The organism is Geomicrobium sediminis (genome assembly GCF_016908595.1).
In the GTDB taxonomy this organism is placed as follows: domain Bacteria; phylum Bacillota; class Bacilli; order Bacillales; family Marinococcaceae; genus Geomicrobium_A; species Geomicrobium_A sediminis.
Genome location: NZ_JAFBEC010000005.1, coordinates 154748 through 172213 on the forward strand (window position 1 = coordinate 154748; position 17466 = coordinate 172213).

Sequence of the window (17466 nt, forward strand, 5' to 3'; positions counted from 1 at the left end):
CATTGGTGGCTTTTTTCTTCGGTTCAGCCATGACGTCTCAATTGCAGGGCTTGGCCTTTTTTGCTACGATAAGATAACGACAATCGAACAAAGGATGCACGACTATGGCGAAGAAAAATGACAATCGAATTTTGGCGCAAAACCGAAAAGCCAATCATGAATTTTTCATTGAAGAAACGTATGAAGCAGGGATCGTGCTAAAAGGAACAGAAATTAAATCAATTCGAGCAGGCCAGATGAACATTAAAGAAAGCTTCGCTCGCATTGAAAATGGCGAAATACTTCTTTATCAAGCACACATCAACCCTTATGAACAAGGAAACCGCCATAACCACGATCCTGTACGTACGAGGAAACTTCTTTTACACAAACAAGAAATCAAGAAGCTCACTGGCAAGTCACAACAACAAGGCTACGCACTCGTCCCATTAAAGGTGTATATTAAAAACGGCTTTGCAAAAGTACTCCTCGGCCTCGGAAAAGGGAAAAAGCACTACGACAAACGCGATTCCCTCAAAAAGAAAGATGCTAAGCGTCAAATGGACAAAGCAATCGGTCAACGCATGAAAGGAATGGAATAAAGGGGCCTTAACCGCCTCTTTATTTTTTTGTTCTCGCAAGCATTGAAGCTGCAATTACAATCACAATTGTTGGAACCACAAATGCTGTTACTTGAAAATTCCCTTGATTCAGTATGTCCACGACCATCACACCGACCATCGTGACAATAACAATCCATAAAATGACTCGTTTACTATTCACAGGTGTACGCTCAGATATATGAAGAGCAATAAAGCTGAGCACCCCAAGTAAAAGCACAATTGCAACGAATTGAAACATAACCAACATCCCGAACGTAGACATGTACAACACCTCACTCACAACGTATGAATAGACAATCCAATTTAGTCGTAAATCTTAGTAAAGGAGGTGTCACAGATGTATGTTGCTCAACTTATTCTTTCCATCGTCAGTCTCGTACAGTTGGTTAGTTATATGATTAGTATCTTGTTTGTCACTGGATTTGTATCATTTTTTCTACCAGAAGAAGGAATTTGGATGTTACTCCTCATTGTAGCCGTAATTGTAGGAATCCCCCTTCTACTCTTAACACTTGGTATTTTAGGAACCATTAACTTACATAAGAAAAAAGGTCGAGCAGCCAAACAATTACTAACAACGGGGATTGTTCTATTCGCTTTATCCTTGCTAATTAGCTTTGGTCCTGAATTCGACTTTGTTTTTTTCATTAGCTCGTTATTCATGTTTACCCCAATTACCATTGCAGGATTTCTCGCACTGCGCCAACACCGGGCAGCCAAAATCGAAGCTGGAGTTTAATATGTGAAAACCCCCAGGACATAGTTTTTGTCCTGGGGGTTTTGTCTATATCGCTTGGATCACTACACCAGGTCTAGCTCTTACTACACCCCGCCTGGCTCTTGCTACACTGCGCACAGCTCTTGCTACACTGCGCTCGGCTCTTGCTACACCACGCTCGGCGCTTGCTACACTGCGCTCGGCTCTTGCTACACTGCGCTCGGCTCTTGCTACACCACGCTCGGCTCTTGCTACACTGCGCTCGGCGCTTGCTACACTGCGCCTGGCTCTTGCTACACTGCGCACAGCTCTTGCTACACTGCGCTCGGCGCTTGCTACACCACGCTCGGCGCTTGCTACACTGCGCACAGCTCTTGCTACACTGCGCTCGGCTCTTGCTACACTGCGCTCGGCTCTTGCTACACTGCGCTCGGCTCTTGCTACACCACGCTCGGCGCTTGCTACACTGCGCTCGGCGCTTGCTACACCACGCTCGGCGCTTGCTACACCTCACACGCTGCTAACAACATCCCGGCACTAGTCCAACCCTTCACAATTTTAAAGGCGTCCTAGTGCGATATCCAACATCCGCAATCCATCGTCAATTTGCTCTTTAGTAACGGTGAGAGGTGGGATCATGCGGATCACTTCGCCTTTGTTGCCACAGAAGTAAAAAAGAACGCCTTCTTCAAGGGCAAGATCGAGTATACGCATGGAACGCTCTCCGTCAGGTTTTCCTGTTTCTGGGTCTATAATTTCAATGCCGATCATGAGACCGAGTGAGCGAATGCTACCGATCATTGGATGTTTGTCCTTAAGCTTTTCTAATTGTTCGTGCGCGTATGCACCGACGTTCTTTGCATTCGTTAGCAACTCTTCTTCTTTTAGAACTTCTAGGGTTGCGAGTCCGACGCGACAGCCGATCGGATTGCCACCGTATGTTGTAGCATGGCTTCCGAGTGGCCATTGTTGCATTAATTGATGATTGGCAACGGTTGCACTGATCGGTTGTCCTGAAGCCATGGCTTTAGCAATCGCCATAATGTCAGGCACAACGTCGAATACGTCTGATGCGAACCATTCTCCCGTGCGACCAAAGCCGGTTTGTACTTCATCAAAAATCAAGAGAAGTCCTTTTTCATCACAAATTTCTCGGATGCGTTGTACCCATCCTTTTGGTGGGATCACATAACCACCTTCACCGAGCACTGGTTCCATAATGACCGCTGCGACTTCTTCTGCTTCCACTTGATGCGCGAAGAGTTTATCAAACTGGTCATTAAGTTTATGAATCGCCACCTGCTCATCATCGCTCGGATCATAATATGGAATTTGGTATGTTCCACTAACTGGTTGATGTTTACGGTATTTCGCTTTTGATGTACTTACCGCTAACGACCCGAGAGTTCGGCCGTGAAATCCTCCGACAAAAGAAATCACGTACGACTTTTTCGTAACATGACGCGCCAGCTTTAACGCGCCTTCGATCGCTTCTGTCCCGCTATTGCCAAAGAAGAAGCAGTCTAAATCCCCAGGCATGACGTTTGCCAATTCATCTGCGTATTTCAAAATTGATTCATATTGGATCACGCCAATCGGTCCGTGAGTTAACTCGTCCGCAGCATCTTTGATTGCTTGAACAACTTTCGGGTGACGATGACCGACGTTTGTTACGGCGATGCCTGACGTGAAATCAAGGTATTCCTTGCCATCAAGACCGTAATAATAAACGCCTTCTTCTTTAACGACCGGTAAATTCGGGTGATCTTTTGCCATACTCGGCGCTAAACGCTCTGGTAATTTCTCAATAAGGTGATTCCAATTATTATGTGACACGAAAACGTCTCCTTCTATAGAAAAGAGGCCCGCTCGGGAGCCTCAACATCGTTTGCTTTATTATACTTAAAAAATAATGAAATGAGCAATGAGAACAACGATCGGTAGTGTAATCGCTGTACGGATTAAGAAAAGTGCGAGCAGTTGCCAGAAGTTCACAGGAATCTTCGAGCGGATTAGCATAACTCCAATTTCAGATAAATAAATGAGCTGCGTGAGAGAAACAGCACCAACTACGAAACGAGTCAGTTCGCTCTCTATGCCACTTGCGAGGATCGCTGGCAAGAACATGTCTGCAAAACCTACAAGTAGTGCAGGAGCTGCTGCGTGCGCTTCAGGAATTTGCATCCATTCAAGGATTGGAATTAACGGATACGAAATGATTTGGAAAAAGCTCGTGAACTCAGCAATGATTAGTGCCAGTGTACCAATCGCCATAACAATCGGAAGCATCCCTAGCCAAATATCCGTTGCATTGAACAATCCTTTTTTAACGATTTGTACAGGCTTGTCTGATTGAGCCGCTTTTTGAACCGCTCGTTCAAACGCAAATGAAAACGTTGATTGATTGTTTGGGACTTCTTCTTTTATTTGTTTCCCAACAGGACCGTAATACTCATTTTTCATTTTAGAAAGTGGTGGAATTCTCGGGCAGATAATCGCTGCGACAAACACACCTACAAGTACAGCTCCATAAAACGGCAAGAACATGCCTTCAAGCTCTAACATTGAAGCAATAATTAATGCAAAGCCGATGCTCGTAATTGTAAAGTTCGTTACAATGACCGCTGATTCTTTCTTTGAATAATAGCCATTTTCATATTGATCAATTGTAATTAAAATACTTACCATGTTGTTACCCATCCATGATGCCATCGCATCAACTGCAGATCTACCTGGAAGTTGAAAGAACGGACGCATTACTTTACGTGCCATCGTTCCAAGCCATTCCATCAAACCATAGTTAACGAGAAGTGGGAGTAGCATCCCCATCACAAACGTCCAAACAGCGAGAGTCGGTAAAAGTCCTGTTAAAACCTCTCCACCGGTTGTTTCATGCAAGACAACTGTTGGTCCGATCTGAAAATAAACCATCACAGCGAACAAGGCACCAACAACACGAATGGATAGCCAGATTGGATGAACAACAACAAGTGGATGAAGATTTGATTTCATAAGCCATTCTGGCTTTGTCATCGTTGCTAATAGTGACCCAAAACCAGAAAAAAACAGCACTGCTACGAGCAGTTCAACAATAATGGGCTCAAGCAAGCTTTGAACACTATTCGCCAAGACGGCAATAAGTACGAGCCATTGTCCATCAATAGGAAGTGGAATAAGAAATAAAAATGCGCCGATGATCGTCGGTATTAAAAACTTTAATTTATGATTAGTCATTTTAGTATTTGTTGATTGAATTGCTGTCTTCATGACATTCCCTCATTTCTATATTCATTAATATACATTAATAATAATAAGTATGCAATTGTAAAATAATGACTCTATAAAAATAAGAGAATTGCGAATGTGTTACTATTCCATGTGAATAAACAAAAAAAAGACGAGTGCCTAAGCACTCATCCTTATTATAATTCCTCTGCATTCTTGTAATCACGCTTCTTTTCCATTCGAGCAACAATAACGGATGCAGCAGCATCACCTGTGATGTTAACAGCGGTACGAGACATGTCTAGAATACGGTCAACGGCTAGAATTAATGCAATACCGTCGAGCGGAATTCCTACTGATTGTAATACCATTGCAAGCATAATGATACCGGCACCTGGAACACTTGCCGTACCTAAGCTTGCGAGTGTTGCTGTAAGAATAATCGTTAGTAACTCTGTTACTCCTAAGTCAACTGCATAAACTTGGGCTAAGAAAATCGTAGCAACGGCTTGCATAATCGCCGTACCATCCATATTAATCGTTGCACCTAGCGGTAAAGTAAAAGAACTAATTGATTTTGGAACGCCTAAGTTTTCTTCAACTGAACGCATCGTTACCGGAAGCGTTGCAGAACTACTTGACGTACTAAAGGCAACTGCCATCGCTGGTACAAAGCCTTTAAAGAATGCTATTGGGTTCATTCTTCCCCATACCGATACTAGTCCACCATAAACGAGCATCATTTGAATTCCTAATGCAAGAATAATTGCAAGCATATACATAAACATTGATTGTAATGCGCCCCAGCCAAGTTCTCCAATCGCCGATGCGATTAATGCAAAAGCACCGAATGGCGCGAGCTTCATGACAAGCTTAACGAGCCAAATCATGACTTCATTTGCTTGTTCTACGAGGCTTAATAGACCTTTTGTCTTCTCACCTAGCATTGCAATACCGAAACCGATGAGAAGAGCAAAAACGATAATTTGAAGCATTTCACCTGTTGCTAATGATTCAACAGGGTTATTCGGGATAATATTTACGAGCGTTTCCATGATCGGTGGTGCTTCATTTGGCTCATAACCATCCATGTCTTGGTTCATTAAGCCCTCTGTACCTGGTTGTAGAAGGTACGCAACAGCAATACCAATTGTAAGCGCTATCGGTGTCGTTAATAAATAAAAACCCATGGTGAAACCACCGATACGTCCAAGTCGTTTTACATCACTCATGCTCGCAGCTCCAAGCACTAACGAGAAGAATACGAGCGGGACAACGAGCATGGAGATTGCTCTTAAGAAAATGTCTCCTACTGGGCTAAGTAGGTAGTAATCAATCTGATTAAACGTTTCTGTAGGTAGAAATGCATTTAAAGAAAGACCGACAATTAGGCCGGCAATCAATGCAATAATAATCTTTTTTGTTAAACTCATTAAAATTCCTCCCCTAAACCACATTGCAAACAATATAATCTAATATTTCACAATCGTTAAATAATATCGTTAATTTCCTTTTGAGATGTGATTGGAAAGTTTCGTCGACTTCTTTCTCAAACAGTAGATACATCATATTATGTATGTTTGCTATTTGTCTATATTTTTTTTTAGATGAATGTTTATTCATCTGCTTTTCCACTAAAAAATTCAGTACTATCAAGCCTTTGCTCTCATATTGGATATGAACGGAAATGTGCATTTTTCGCGCATTTCGATTTTCCTTTGCTTAATATGCTCAAATAATAACAGGCTCATACAGCTATTTTTTGATTCAAAAAAGACGAACACGTTGCTCGCCTTTTAAAGGAATTTGTACAGTTCAACTAAACCAGGTTGCAATTTGTCCGCGAGTTTTATTACTTGATTGTTATTCATCGTCTTCCATTCATAGTGATAGAGCCATCCATGATCAATGTCATTGCTTTCTACACTATGAGTAAACGCATGTTTACTATCACCCGTAAAGATCAAATGGTAATTGTGTCTTGTCATGATTTCTTGCGTTGTGCGTGATTGATAGGTATTGTGACCCAAATATTGAACCATCATCAATTGTTTTTTAGAAATTCCAGATTCTTCAGCAATCTCTCTGTACAATGCTTGTTCTAACGTTTCTCCAGGATCAACGGTGCCACCAGGTACTTCTACACCTGCCCAATTCGTATCCTCAGAAGTTAACGTTAGTAACTGTGTTTCGCCAGCGTATTCTCGAGTAATATACGCCGTCACTTTTTGTTGTGACATGATGTATCAAACCCCTTTTACACTACGTATTAGTATAGCATGGGAAACAACGAATGAAATCATGCAACTGCCTATCTTAACACCTAAAAATTCAAATTCTCTTTATTCATTATTATGTATATCTATAAATCCGTTGAATGCGTTAGCGTTATTTCTACATATAAAAGGCAATGACGTCTTACAACGATCACTGCCTCAGCACTTTATTTATTACAATTCTGCCTCAATCGTCTCAACGATTTCTTCGTAATCAAAAGGGTCTTCTATTACATGACCGTTGATAACAATAGTTGGCGTTAATTGAATGTCATGTTCTTGAACATGTTCAATATCTTCCTCAACCTGCTCGCTATACGTTTGATCTAACAGATCATTCGTCAGAACCTCAAGGTCGATCTCTTGGTCGACGTCTTCAGCAGCAACACGCAGTAACTCATCAACGGTCACCCACTGGGCGTCGTGCCCTGCTGCTTCAGGTTGTGCATGGTAAAGTGCCTCATGGTATTCCCAAAACGCCTCAGGATGATTATGCCAAACCGATTCACTAGCAAGAGCTGCAAGCATTGATTCTGCACCGTGGAAAGGAGCATTAATAAACGCGAAATTCGCTTGTCCATTCTCTATGTAATCGTCTTTTAGTTGTTGAAAAACCGTCTCATCCCAAACTTTACAAGCTGGGCACTTATAATCACCAAACTCAATAATCGTCACTTCAGCCTCTTCTTCACCAAGGGTAGGTTGTGTTGCTACTTCAATTTGTTCCATTGTATCTTGACTGCCAGGGTAGAAAAAGTAGAAGCCTGCAATAACAAGTACTGCCACCGCAATCGTCACTGAAACTAGATATTTCATAAAATAATTCCCCTTTCTTCTCTTCTATCCTACATGCTTTCTTCTATTAAGTCGGAACTAAAACGTGACAAGTTTTTAACGGATAAGCTGCGTAAATCTTTTCATCATTAATCATAACGTTGTCTAAGCTTCCCAAATTCAGACAAAAATAAAACGCTGCAATCGCTCGCAGCGTATGTTCATTCCTATTAGTTTGCGTTTTGTAACCCACCAGGTTGGCATGTGACGATTAAAACATCGGCATCAGTATCTGTAAATTCATTGAGTGTGACTGGAATGTCGGTCGTTGCTGGATGATGGTCCATTGCAAAACGCATAAGGGCGTAATCTCTAGAACATTCTCTCCAGTCATCTGGCCCATTCTCCCAAACTCTTTTTTTATAGATACTCATTGCCTTCTGCTTCGTCGGTGCCTTTACTAACGCATAAAATGGCGCAAAGAACTCGTAGTACTTCATCCCCTAATCCTCCAACATTGCAGTCTCGTGCTGTGAATCTATACAGCTTATGCACGTAAGATAAGAAAATCCATTTCATTTACCTACAGCACGGAAAATTAGGCTCCAAAAATGATAAATGTGACAATTTGCCAACAATGTTATTTATGGTAGCCGGAGACTAGAGTACTCCTATTCTGAAGGACTGTCAACACCTTTAATGCAAAAAATAATCGTCAATTTTTGCATGTGTAATTGTAAGGCTTTTCATATGAAAATTAGCAGAAAACATTGCTCATTGTTCATTTAATTTCGTATGAATTTGTTCAAGGTGATGTTGATCGTGTATGGCAAACATTTTCGCAAAGCTTTCCGCAGAAAATTCACGTTTCCCTTCTCCAATTGTAAATCGAACCTCAGGATCTACCGTCGATAATTGATGCACAAGTTTTCGACGGTCTGTTGTGAATGCCGTGATAATCTCTTTTACCCCTAGTTCTTCTCGTACTTGCAACTGTTCTTTGTTAAACTGCTCTACTTCTGGAAATGCTTCCAAGACAGCGCCTTCTTTCATATCAGGTAACCAGTTGTGTAAGCATTGTTCGTCCCAAACGTTCAAATGAGCAACGATTTCTCGAATTGACCATTTTCCTTCCTCAATTGGATCTACGAGATCTTGTTCAGGAACTTCTTGTAGTCGTTCAATTTCTACAATGGTTTGTGTAAATGATTCGAATGGTTTTTTCAAAATCGTTCACTCCTTATTAATTGTTGATTTCCTGTCATTCAAAGTAGTTGATAACGAATAACTGACGCGGTATAGTACTCTCGTACTGATTTTAAGAGGTGAGACATATCATGAGGACTTTTTTAGCCTATACACATGCTGCACTCTACTTGCTACGTATTCTCCCATCGATGGTAATACTTAGACGCAAGCAAAACGAGCACGCGTATAATAAAACGAATCAATTTGCCAAAATTTTATCTGATCGTACGTTGCGCATTGCAAAAACTGAAGTTGTCGTAAACGGAAAAGAAAATATTCCTGATGACAATCGTTACGTGCTCGTTTCTAATCATCAAGGAAACTTCGACATTCCAATTCTTTTATCTCACATCAATCCAAACCTTGCTTTTATAGCAAAAACCTCATTACAAAAGGTTCCACTCTTTGGTACTTGGATGACGTTAAAACGATGCATCTTTATTGATCAATCCGACCCTAGGCAATCTGTGCGCCAACTCTCTAAAGGCGGCGAGCAAGTGAAGCACGGTACGCCACTTTGTATTTTCCCAGAAGGCCATCGAAGTAAAGACCATTCAGTGCAATCGTTTAGCAACGCTGGCGCTAGAATGGCTAAAAAAGCAGGTGTGCAAATCTTACCTGTGAGCATTAGTGGCTCATATCGCGTCATGGAAGCAAATGAGGGTAAGATTAAACCAGCACATGTCGTTGTCACCGTCCATCCTTTAGTAAATCCTGAAGAACATGCAAGCGCGTCAACACTCAACACGCACATTCACACGATGATTACGAGTAGCGTCAACACTCCTTAACGAGAGCGTTGACGTGCTTTTTGTCGTACGACAAGTAAAAAAATTGCTAGAATAACAATCACACTTACGACCGTTATAACTTGTATGAAAGTAGATGGTGTTTCAGCAAAGATTGCTACATATGACCATACGATCACGAGTGGATAAGTCACATCTTTGAAATAGAGCGTAATACCAACTGCTAATGCAGCTCCAATCAACAACATAATGACTGACCAAGCCATTTCATTTAAACCGAGAAACGTTGGTACATCATTTTGAACGAATGTAACAAATACATTCGCGATGCTTGCCACAGTGATCCAACCTAAGTACATAGAGAAAGGCAAGCGATCAAAGAACTTAGCGTCTCGTGAATTCGTAATTCGTAAATACATCACAACAAGTGTAATTAACAACAAGAAAATAATAATCGTCGATACGACGAGCCATTGTTGAGTAAAAGCAATAATCCATGCACCATTTAATAAAAAGTTAATTGATGGTAGAATGCCTACTCTTTCATAGACCCCTCTCGTAGAACGCCCACTTACAAACGTTCGTAAAATCCAGATGAATAATAGTACGTAAATAACTCCCCAAATTGAAAACGCAAAACCTGCTGGTTGAATCAGTGGCTGATCTTGATTAGCTACATCTCCAACATTCGTTGCAGAGCTATAATTTAAGATGATCATAATAATAAATGTAATGATATGCACAATCGCAAGTCTAAACGCTACTTTCAACTAGATTCCTCCTTTATATCTAGAACCTTTTCCTTTCTATTCCACTAACAGTTCTCGACATAAACGTCGGAATCACAAAAACTCATAAAAAAAGAGTGAGCACCGCTCACTTCATATCACTTCTATGTTAGATTGATCTAATTTCCCACCTTGCTGCATTTGGTAATAAATGACGATTTAATGCAAACGCTAAATGACTTGCAGTAATCGAATCGACAAAGATTTTCTCCAAGTGGCTGCTAGAGTCCTTTAGGGTTTCTGTAACCCCATTTCGAACTCTTACGATTGTGAACATTAGGGCACCTCCTAAATTCTTACAGCCTTTAACTGTGGGTTAATTATGTCATAGTTTTTAGAATATTAACAGTATATATCATAAAATAAAAACTTATCTGTCTTGAACCGACATGTAAGCATAAAAAAATCGGCACTTCGACAACGAAATACCGCATCGCTTTTCTATTCTCCTAACCTTACTGCCATCGTTTCTGGATTAATCAGCACTTTCCAATGATCGAGCTCTGTAAAAGAAAGCTCTTGATCATCAATCAAATAGGCTCCTTGCCACTCTCCTCTAGCGTGAATGACCGTCCATTCCTCATCGTACGTCATATACATATCATGTTCGAGCCAACGAACATTTGCTTCTCCTTCACTTGTCGATTTAAGGTCAACAATCTCAACACGTTCGTCATCCTCTGTATCAATGAATAATTGAATACTTCTATTATAGTAATTAGCTGGATCATCAAGATGATCTAGAATTAAGGTTACTTCTGTTATCGTATCGTCGAGTTCCTTTGTCTGAAATGTATAGGTAGACTCATTTTCTTCTATAATTGATGACAAGTAGTTGATTCGATCTTCAACGTCTTCCCACGAATAACTCGCTACTTCTTCTAGTTCTACTTCCTTCATTGTAAATTCCATCGGAAGGCGCTCTTGAAAATCTCTAAAAGCTCTTGCCTCTGAGCTACACGCTACGAGTAAAACATAGACAACTAGAAAAATTATATACTTCCACCTCAGTACGAACGCCTCCCCCCATCTTTGTGTGATGTACTATACCCAAAACAGTCTTTTCCCCAAACCTAAATTGAGGAAAAATTACAAAATAAGGAATTTTTCCAGTGAAATACTACATTCACCTATCACGCTTAAAAAAAAAAGAAACAAGGCGAACGTTAGCATTCATCCTTGTCTCTTTTTCAGACTATATATGACTCACGTGTTCCAAGAAATGACTTCCCAAAGGTACCCATCAAGATCTTGGAACATCCCCGCGTACGTACTTTGTTCCACCAATGGCACTTCAACGATTTCAGCTCCAGCTTCCCTGGCTCTTCTAATAAGTTGGTCGACTTCCAACGTTGATGTGGCCTCTTGAGTGAATATTAGAGAAGGCTCTTCTATTACGCCTTCCATTAAAACGACGGATATGCCTTGTTCAAAGAAAAAGGCAACATGATCACTTTCAATTAAAATTTGCTCGAAAGGTAAATCGAACACGTCCTTATAAAAGCGATACGCACGATCTAAATTATGAACCGTTATCGTTATACTCGTAATTTTTGGCTGCACCTTTTTCCCTCCAATGAATTTCTTGCAGGTATTACGTTAACTATAGCACGTTCATAAGTATAGATGTACGTTCGGTTACTTTCATCCTCGAATGGCTTTGCTTATGAGAATAACACATTAGACTTTTGATCGGTTTCTTCGACCACGTACTAAAATTGGCAAGATGCCAGCACCAAATATAACGCCAGAAACAGAGAGAAAACATAAACTTGCCCAATCCATTTGACCCTTTGAAAAGCTAATAACTAGGGAAATTATTCCAAGAACAACTGCAGACATGATCCCGTGATACATACGCTTCTTTATTCCCACAAGCCCACCTCCAACAGATAATGTATGCATTCCCTTAGACGAACAATCATAAACTTGAGTGAGACAGTGATTCCAAACGAATTAGGAGGAACATACATGCTTTGGACATTGCTATTAATTATTGTTGTTTTATGGGCGTTAGGGCTAATCGGCGGAGTTGGAGGAGGACTTATTCACCTTTTACTCGTTGTTGCCCTCGTCGTTCTCATCGTTCAACTTGTAAGTGGTCGACGAATGTAGCAGGGGATCTTCCCCTAGCTACATTTTTTATTGTCGATTTCCCTGGAAATAATTGTTGATTCGTCTCTTTTTGTCTATATGTAGTTTATTCAAGAGGCACTATTGATGTATGATCGTCACTTACATACGAGTTGCTTTTAATTTATGATGATTCAAACTTTGTAAATTGGCGTAGACAAGCCTTAAATCATGTGCTTCATTGAACGATGACAATACGATGAATAGCCTCGTATCTCAAAGTAAGATTTAGTATACTAGTCTTGTTAACTACATGTTTAGAAAGGCAGTCCCTATGAAAACGATGCTCGACTTTTTAAGAAATAGTATTCGCCTCCCTCAAAAAGAGGCCGTGTTTACGTTAAACCGTGAAGGTTTTGGCTTACCGATTGTTTTCCTCTGTTTTATCTTATTGCTAGTTAGCCTTCCCTTAGGTGTCCAAATGGCATTATCCGGCGAAAATATGGCTGCAGAGGTCGCTTTGCCGATCTTTCTCGTTTTCTTTTTCTTTGTTTATTATCCGTTTTTCGTCTTATCTGTACTCATCCCGCTTGCCGCGATTACATTGCTTGCACTGCTTGTCGCGAAATTTGCACACCGCAAAATGAACTTTTTTATGTTGTATAAAATTGCTGCGTTTGCGGCTATTCTACCTGTAATTGGACTTGGAATTACAATATTGATTGGTTCTGCTTTACTTGAAACGATCTGGATTGGGATTAGTATTGTTTATCTCACAGTGATATTAATTCGTGTTGTGTTCATCTATCCGAAGCGCAAGTCTGCTCGTTGACTTTCATCCCCTTTACACGCTAAGATAGCGATGCAAGAAAGGATGATTGTTCAGTGGGAATTATCATCGTTGAATTATGCCAAAGCAACGCCATTACAAAGCTTGAGATCGAATCAATTCTTGAAGAGAAGTATCCCGAAGTTGACGTGATTGAGTCAGAATGTCTGTCTACTTGTGGACTTTGTGCACTTCGACCGTTTGCACTCGTGAATGGCAATCGAATTTTTGGTGATAGCCCTGAAGAGTGTTTGGAGAAATTGCAATTTCGAATTGAAGTTGAGCTCGAACTTTATTCTATGTAACACCCTTCATAAGTGAAGGGTGTTTTTCTATAAAATTTGAAGAAGTTCCTTCGGTTGGTTTATCATCTTGTCATACGTTTTTACGTCACCAAATCCATAACTCGCATAGATAAACGGAATGCCTGCTTTTTTGGCTGCTTCTTGATCACCCAACGTATCACCAACATAGACAGAAGCGTTTAATTGGTTACGACTTATTACCAGCTGTATGTTCTCAGCTTTAGATAGGCCTGTTCTTCCAGGGTTCTCATAGTCACGAAAGTATTTCCCTAAGTTGTGATAATGGTAGAATGCCTCAATATACCCATCTTGACAATTACTGACGATGTACAATTGGTAACGAGACGCCAATTGTTTGAGCGTAGACTCCACATGTTCATATAGCTTTCCACCCTGTTGACGCAACGCCTCGTTTTCCGCGTTACTTACTTGCTTGAGTAACGTCTCTCGCTCTTCGCTTGTTAAGCTTGGGAATAATCGTTCCCCAATCTCCTCCATTTGTAAGCCCATTACACCTTGAAGGTCTTCTTTAGTAATCGTCTGCTTAATTCGTGAATCATACGAGAGCTTCGATTGCCAAGTATTGACTACAACATCGCTAGAATCCCAAAGTGTTCCATCTAAATCAAATATAATACTATCCATGACTCCTCCTCACTCACGTCTTTGACGATTCGCGTAACCTATTTTTCAATAACACAGTCGTTCTCTCTCTAGGTTTGTTACACTAGAAGGTAATTTAAGAGATATGATTACGTTACATACTGGAGGTGTTCTTATCTATTCATTTTCATTTGAACAGAATCTCGCCTATTTAATGCGCTCTCCTCTTGAACCAATGTATGCAATTGAAGGCAACAAGATCACACGAGCAATTGAAGTTGACGATCACACCCACATCTTCCAACTCTCTAATCATGAAGACAAATTACGGATTGATACATTTGAAGGAAACTCTCAAGTCGTACACGATTTTGTTACTGAATGGCTTGATCTTCACTATCCACTATCTTCGTTCTATGAAATGGCGACAGACGATCCTTTGCTTTCCAATGCTATTAATGATTATAGAGGGCTACGTCTCATCGGAATTCCTGATTTGTTTGAGGCACTTACTTGGGGAATTATCGGTCAACAAGTGAACTTAACCTTTGCCTATACATTAAAGAAACGACTTGTTGAGACCTATGGTCACACCGTACCTTTCAACAATCATTCACTCTCTCTTTTCCCACAACCAACTACTATTGCCGAACTTTCTATTGATGACTTACTACCTTTACAGCTGAGCCGTAGAAAAAGTGAATACCTAATTCATGTTGCAAGACACATTGCGGAAGGTTCACTTTCCAAAACACTGCTGTCCTCTGAACTAGAATCTGCTGAAAAACAACTTACGAACATTCGTGGCATTGGTCCGTGGACTGCAAATTATGTGCTAATGCGTTGCTTACGATATGCACGTGCCTTTCCAATTGACGATGTTGGCTTTCAAAATGCGATGAAACATGTGCTACATTCGCAGGATAAACCATCAAAGGAAACGATCATGGGTTATGCGAAGCATTGGCGCGGATTTGAAGCGTACGCTGTGTTTTATTTGTGGAGAACGTTACAAGGTTAAAATGAACAAAGAGCCGAACTACGGCTCTTTTACACATTAATCGATAGATCAGCTTTCAACTCTTGAATTTGTTCAATATGCCGTGTTTCGTGGTAAGGTAATAATTCGATCCATTGTTTAATCGACAGCTGTCCGAATTTAGGATGCCTTACTGATTTATGTGTATAATCTTCTTCTGGCGAGACACGCTCTATCACTCGTAAAAAATGGCGTCTTGAATGCTCAAACCCTTCTAAAATCTGACTAACTTGAAACGGACCTTCGTTTGGTAGAATGTTTTTTGGAGCATCCGTTTTCACAGAACGATCCAGGGCACGTTCGATCGGCTTTTCGCGTACCACTGACTCTTGATCGTTTTTTAGACCTTGTTCAATTGCATCAGCAAACGCTCCTTCAGACAAGATTAAATGATGACAGATTTGACCGATACTCCAAACATCATGACGTTGTTTCGCATTAAGTTGTTGCTCTGTAAGACCAGTAATTTCACGAACAACCTTTGCACGCACGTCTTGCAAATGGTTACAATCCATTACGATTCACCCCCCGTTACGACTTCGTTTGGTTTATCTTATTCAAACCTTGCATATTTTTATGTGAATGTTAAGAAAAAATCATTTGAGAGCAATGTTATTCGTTCTATGATATTCAACACTTACAAAGGAGGCATCCTATGATCCATCCTAACTATTGGATCGACCAGCTCGGACTACAGCCCCATCAAGAAGGTGGCTACTTCACTGAAAGTTTCAAAGCCAATGAGCAGATCAAAAGTCAAACTGGAGACCGCAGACCATTATATACGAGCATTTATTTTTTATTAACTACAAAAAGCCCTTCTCATTTCCACCGTCTTAAAAGTGATGAAGTTTGGTATTATCATTACGGTGCGCCACTTACAGTCCACATGCTACATCCGGACGGTTCCTATGAGCAAGTCAACGTCGGTCCGCAAATCGAACACGGTCAACAACTGAGCACCGTCGTACGCGCGGGAACTATTTTTGGCTCCACCGTTTCATCAGACTATTCACTTGTTAGTTGTGCTGTTGCACCAGGCTTCGATTATGAAGACTTTGAATTGTTCACACAAGATGAGTTAATCGGCGAATACCCTGACCATGAAGCGATCATTCGTTTACTAGCGTATGAAACACTTCCTATTGATGAGGAATAGCTTTGGTTAGTCGCTGCATCAATTGCTCTACTGACAATTGTTCAGCTAATCGCAAACCTTGACCTGCCCATAAAGACATCGTATTCCAATCTCCCTCTTCTGAAGATGCCTTTCGCAAATCTTGCGTAACTGCATTTTGAATTGGATAAGGCGGGATTTCTTCTAAACGTGTGCTAGTATGAGCTTCAATAAAGGCGTTTCGAATTCCTCTCGCAGCTTTGCCAGAAAAAGCATACGTTACGTCTGTATCCGCTTCATTATGTTGCAACAATTGCTCTTTATGGAGTGGATGCGCAGCACTCTCAATCGTCGTTAAAAACGCCGTTCCCAACTGCACACCTGTTGCTCCTAATGCAAAGGATGCAGCAACCCCGCGTTCATCCATAATTCCACCTGCAGCAATGACTGGAATCGTGACGTGGTCAACAATTTGCGGGACAAGGGCCATTGTTCCAATTAACGGCAAATACTCACTTTGTATGAAACTACCACGATGACCACCTGCTTCACTACCTTGAGCAACAACCGCATCAATGCCAACTTGCTCGATCTGTTTGGCTTCCTCTACCGTAGTGGCCGTCCCACACGTTACAATACCCGCAGCCTTCAACGCAGCCACTTGATTGTCAGTTGGAACCCCAAACGTAAAGCTAAATACTGGTACTTGTTCTTCAAGTACTACTTCGAATTGTTGCTCAAACGATTCTTGGACTTTCTCGACCTTTTTAGTCATTAAACCGAAGCGATTTCGAAACGGTTGTGTGAGCTCCATACCTCTCTTACTATGTACTGCAACTTCTTCAGCCGTAAACGATTGCTCAGGAATAAAAAGATTTACCGCAAATGGCTGATCGGTTAACGTTTTCACTTTTTGAATTGCCTTTCGTAAGTTCTCGGGTGACATGTATCCACCCCCAATGGTTCCTAACCCTCCATAATTAGACACAGCTGCAACAAGTTGTGGAGACGTTGCCCCACCAGCCATACCTGCTTGAATAATCGGATATTTCACATTAAATACGTTTGCTTCTTCCATAATCTCACCCTTCCAATACTATCTTTTCTCTATTATACAATG

At 40.9% G+C, this 17466-nt stretch carries 25 protein-coding genes; 8 read left to right on the top strand and 17 right to left on the bottom strand.

Annotated features, from left to right (window positions below; genetic code table 11):
• The first annotated feature begins 104 nt into the window (after positions 1-104).
• Positions 105-581 (top strand): SsrA-binding protein SmpB, encoded by a 477-nt coding sequence (gene smpB / locus JOD17_RS09770; protein ID WP_204697388.1) that lies wholly within the window; start codon positions 105-107, stop codon positions 579-581.
• Positions 582-600: 19 nt separating this feature from the next.
• Here the strand turns inward: smpB and JOD17_RS09775 are convergent, their stop codons facing one another.
• On the bottom strand, positions 601-864 hold the full coding sequence (locus tag JOD17_RS09775) for a hypothetical protein (RefSeq protein ID WP_204697389.1): 264 nt from the start codon (positions 862-864) through the stop codon (positions 601-603).
• Positions 865-939: 75 nt separating this feature from the next.
• Here JOD17_RS09775 and JOD17_RS09780 point away from each other — a divergent pair, with 75 nt between their 5' ends.
• Positions 940-1341 (top strand): hypothetical protein, encoded by a 402-nt coding sequence (locus JOD17_RS09780; protein WP_204697390.1) that lies wholly within the window; start codon positions 940-942, stop codon positions 1339-1341.
• Positions 1342-1386: 45 nt separating this feature from the next.
• Here JOD17_RS09780 and JOD17_RS09785 read toward each other — a convergent pair whose 3' ends face one another.
• The 8 genes from JOD17_RS09785 to JOD17_RS09820 form a co-directional block, all read right to left on the bottom strand.
• Positions 1387-1689: a hypothetical protein gene (locus tag JOD17_RS09785; RefSeq protein ID WP_204697391.1), complete on the bottom strand. Its 303-nt coding sequence runs from the start codon at positions 1687-1689 to the stop codon at positions 1387-1389.
• Positions 1690-1878: 189 nt separating this feature from the next.
• Positions 1879-3096 (bottom strand): aspartate aminotransferase family protein, encoded by a 1218-nt coding sequence (locus JOD17_RS09790; protein WP_239575425.1) that lies wholly within the window; start codon positions 3094-3096, stop codon positions 1879-1881.
• Between the two features lie 126 nt (positions 3097-3222).
• Positions 3223-4587, bottom strand: coding sequence for a YjiH family protein (locus tag JOD17_RS09795; protein ID WP_204697394.1), 1365 nt, complete (start codon positions 4585-4587; stop codon positions 3223-3225).
• Positions 4588-4742: 155 nt separating this feature from the next.
• Entirely contained in the window at positions 4743-5978 is a 1236-nt protein-coding gene (locus JOD17_RS09800; RefSeq protein WP_204697396.1) for a dicarboxylate/amino acid:cation symporter, read from the bottom strand.
• A gap of 363 nt (positions 5979-6341) precedes the next feature.
• Positions 6342-6785 (bottom strand): NUDIX domain-containing protein, encoded by a 444-nt coding sequence (locus JOD17_RS09805; protein ID WP_204697398.1) that lies wholly within the window; start codon positions 6783-6785, stop codon positions 6342-6344.
• Positions 6786-6995: 210 nt separating this feature from the next.
• A complete protein-coding gene (locus JOD17_RS09810; RefSeq protein ID WP_204697401.1) occupies positions 6996-7637 on the bottom strand; it encodes a DsbA family protein in 642 nt (213 codons plus the stop codon).
• Between the two features lie 188 nt (positions 7638-7825).
• Positions 7826-8095 (bottom strand): hypothetical protein, encoded by a 270-nt coding sequence (locus JOD17_RS09815; RefSeq protein WP_042358600.1) that lies wholly within the window; start codon positions 8093-8095, stop codon positions 7826-7828.
• Positions 8096-8369: 274 nt separating this feature from the next.
• A complete protein-coding gene (locus tag JOD17_RS09820; protein ID WP_204697403.1) occupies positions 8370-8822 on the bottom strand; it encodes a DinB family protein in 453 nt (150 codons plus the stop codon).
• A gap of 110 nt (positions 8823-8932) precedes the next feature.
• Between JOD17_RS09820 and JOD17_RS09825 the strand changes: the two genes are divergently transcribed.
• Positions 8933-9634 carry a lysophospholipid acyltransferase family protein gene (locus JOD17_RS09825; RefSeq protein WP_204697405.1) on the top strand — a complete coding sequence of 234 codons (702 nt, stop codon included), beginning with the start codon at positions 8933-8935 and terminating at the stop codon, positions 9632-9634.
• Here the strand turns inward: JOD17_RS09825 and JOD17_RS09830 are convergent.
• The 5 genes from JOD17_RS09830 to JOD17_RS09850 all read right to left on the bottom strand — a co-directional run bounded on the left by JOD17_RS09830 (position 9631) and on the right by JOD17_RS09850 (position 12255).
• Entirely contained in the window at positions 9631-10362 is a 732-nt protein-coding gene (locus JOD17_RS09830) for a tryptophan-rich sensory protein (protein WP_204697407.1), read from the bottom strand. The two genes, JOD17_RS09825 and JOD17_RS09830, sit on opposite strands and share 4 nt — an antisense overlap.
• Before the next feature lie 127 nt (positions 10363-10489).
• Positions 10490-10657: a hypothetical protein gene (locus JOD17_RS09835; RefSeq protein WP_204697409.1), complete on the bottom strand. Its 168-nt coding sequence runs from the start codon at positions 10655-10657 to the stop codon at positions 10490-10492.
• Positions 10658-10821: 164 nt separating this feature from the next.
• Complete coding sequence (locus JOD17_RS09840; protein ID WP_204697410.1) at positions 10822-11292, bottom strand: hypothetical protein; 471 nt, start codon at positions 11290-11292, stop codon at positions 10822-10824.
• A 294-nt stretch (positions 11293-11586) separates the two neighbouring features.
• The gene (locus JOD17_RS09845) at positions 11587-11943 is read right to left on the bottom strand and encodes a VOC family protein (protein ID WP_204697411.1); all 357 of its coding nucleotides are present in this window, start codon (positions 11941-11943) and stop codon (positions 11587-11589) included.
• A gap of 117 nt (positions 11944-12060) precedes the next feature.
• Positions 12061-12255 (bottom strand): hypothetical protein, encoded by a 195-nt coding sequence (locus JOD17_RS09850; RefSeq protein ID WP_204697412.1) that lies wholly within the window; start codon positions 12253-12255, stop codon positions 12061-12063.
• A 96-nt stretch (positions 12256-12351) separates the two neighbouring features.
• Here JOD17_RS09850 and JOD17_RS09855 point away from each other — a divergent pair, with 96 nt between their 5' ends.
• The 3 genes from JOD17_RS09855 to JOD17_RS09865 all read left to right on the top strand — a co-directional run bounded on the left by JOD17_RS09855 (position 12352) and on the right by JOD17_RS09865 (position 13587).
• Positions 12352-12495 carry a lmo0937 family membrane protein gene (locus JOD17_RS09855; RefSeq protein ID WP_152549385.1) on the top strand — a complete coding sequence of 48 codons (144 nt, stop codon included), beginning with the start codon at positions 12352-12354 and terminating at the stop codon, positions 12493-12495.
• A 292-nt stretch (positions 12496-12787) separates the two neighbouring features.
• Entirely contained in the window at positions 12788-13285 is a 498-nt protein-coding gene (locus JOD17_RS09860) for a hypothetical protein (protein WP_204697413.1), read from the top strand.
• 53 nt (positions 13286-13338) lie between these two features.
• Positions 13339-13587 carry a YuzB family protein gene (locus JOD17_RS09865; RefSeq protein ID WP_169965377.1) on the top strand — a complete coding sequence of 83 codons (249 nt, stop codon included), beginning with the start codon at positions 13339-13341 and terminating at the stop codon, positions 13585-13587.
• 27 nt (positions 13588-13614) lie between these two features.
• Here JOD17_RS09865 and JOD17_RS09870 read toward each other — a convergent pair whose 3' ends face one another.
• A complete protein-coding gene (locus tag JOD17_RS09870) occupies positions 13615-14232 on the bottom strand; it encodes an HAD family hydrolase (RefSeq protein ID WP_204697414.1) in 618 nt (205 codons plus the stop codon).
• A 106-nt stretch (positions 14233-14338) separates the two neighbouring features.
• On the opposite strand from JOD17_RS09870, the gene JOD17_RS09875 reads away from it, so the two are divergent.
• Entirely contained in the window at positions 14339-15211 is an 873-nt protein-coding gene (locus tag JOD17_RS09875; protein ID WP_420827936.1) for a DNA-3-methyladenine glycosylase family protein, read from the top strand.
• Between the two features lie 29 nt (positions 15212-15240).
• Here the strand turns inward: JOD17_RS09875 and JOD17_RS09880 are convergent, their stop codons facing one another.
• The gene (locus tag JOD17_RS09880; RefSeq protein WP_204697416.1) at positions 15241-15744 is read right to left on the bottom strand and encodes a DinB family protein; all 504 of its coding nucleotides are present in this window, start codon (positions 15742-15744) and stop codon (positions 15241-15243) included.
• A gap of 140 nt (positions 15745-15884) precedes the next feature.
• Between JOD17_RS09880 and JOD17_RS09885 the strand changes: the two genes are divergently transcribed.
• Positions 15885-16388, top strand: a complete 504-nt coding sequence (locus JOD17_RS09885) for a cupin domain-containing protein (RefSeq protein WP_204697417.1) — start codon at positions 15885-15887, stop codon at positions 16386-16388.
• On the opposite strand, the gene JOD17_RS09890 is transcribed toward JOD17_RS09885, so the two are convergent.
• Complete coding sequence (locus JOD17_RS09890; protein WP_204697419.1) at positions 16372-17424, bottom strand: NAD(P)H-dependent flavin oxidoreductase; 1053 nt, start codon at positions 17422-17424, stop codon at positions 16372-16374. The two genes, JOD17_RS09885 and JOD17_RS09890, sit on opposite strands and share 17 nt — an antisense overlap.
• Between the last annotated feature and the right edge of the window lie 42 nt (positions 17425-17466).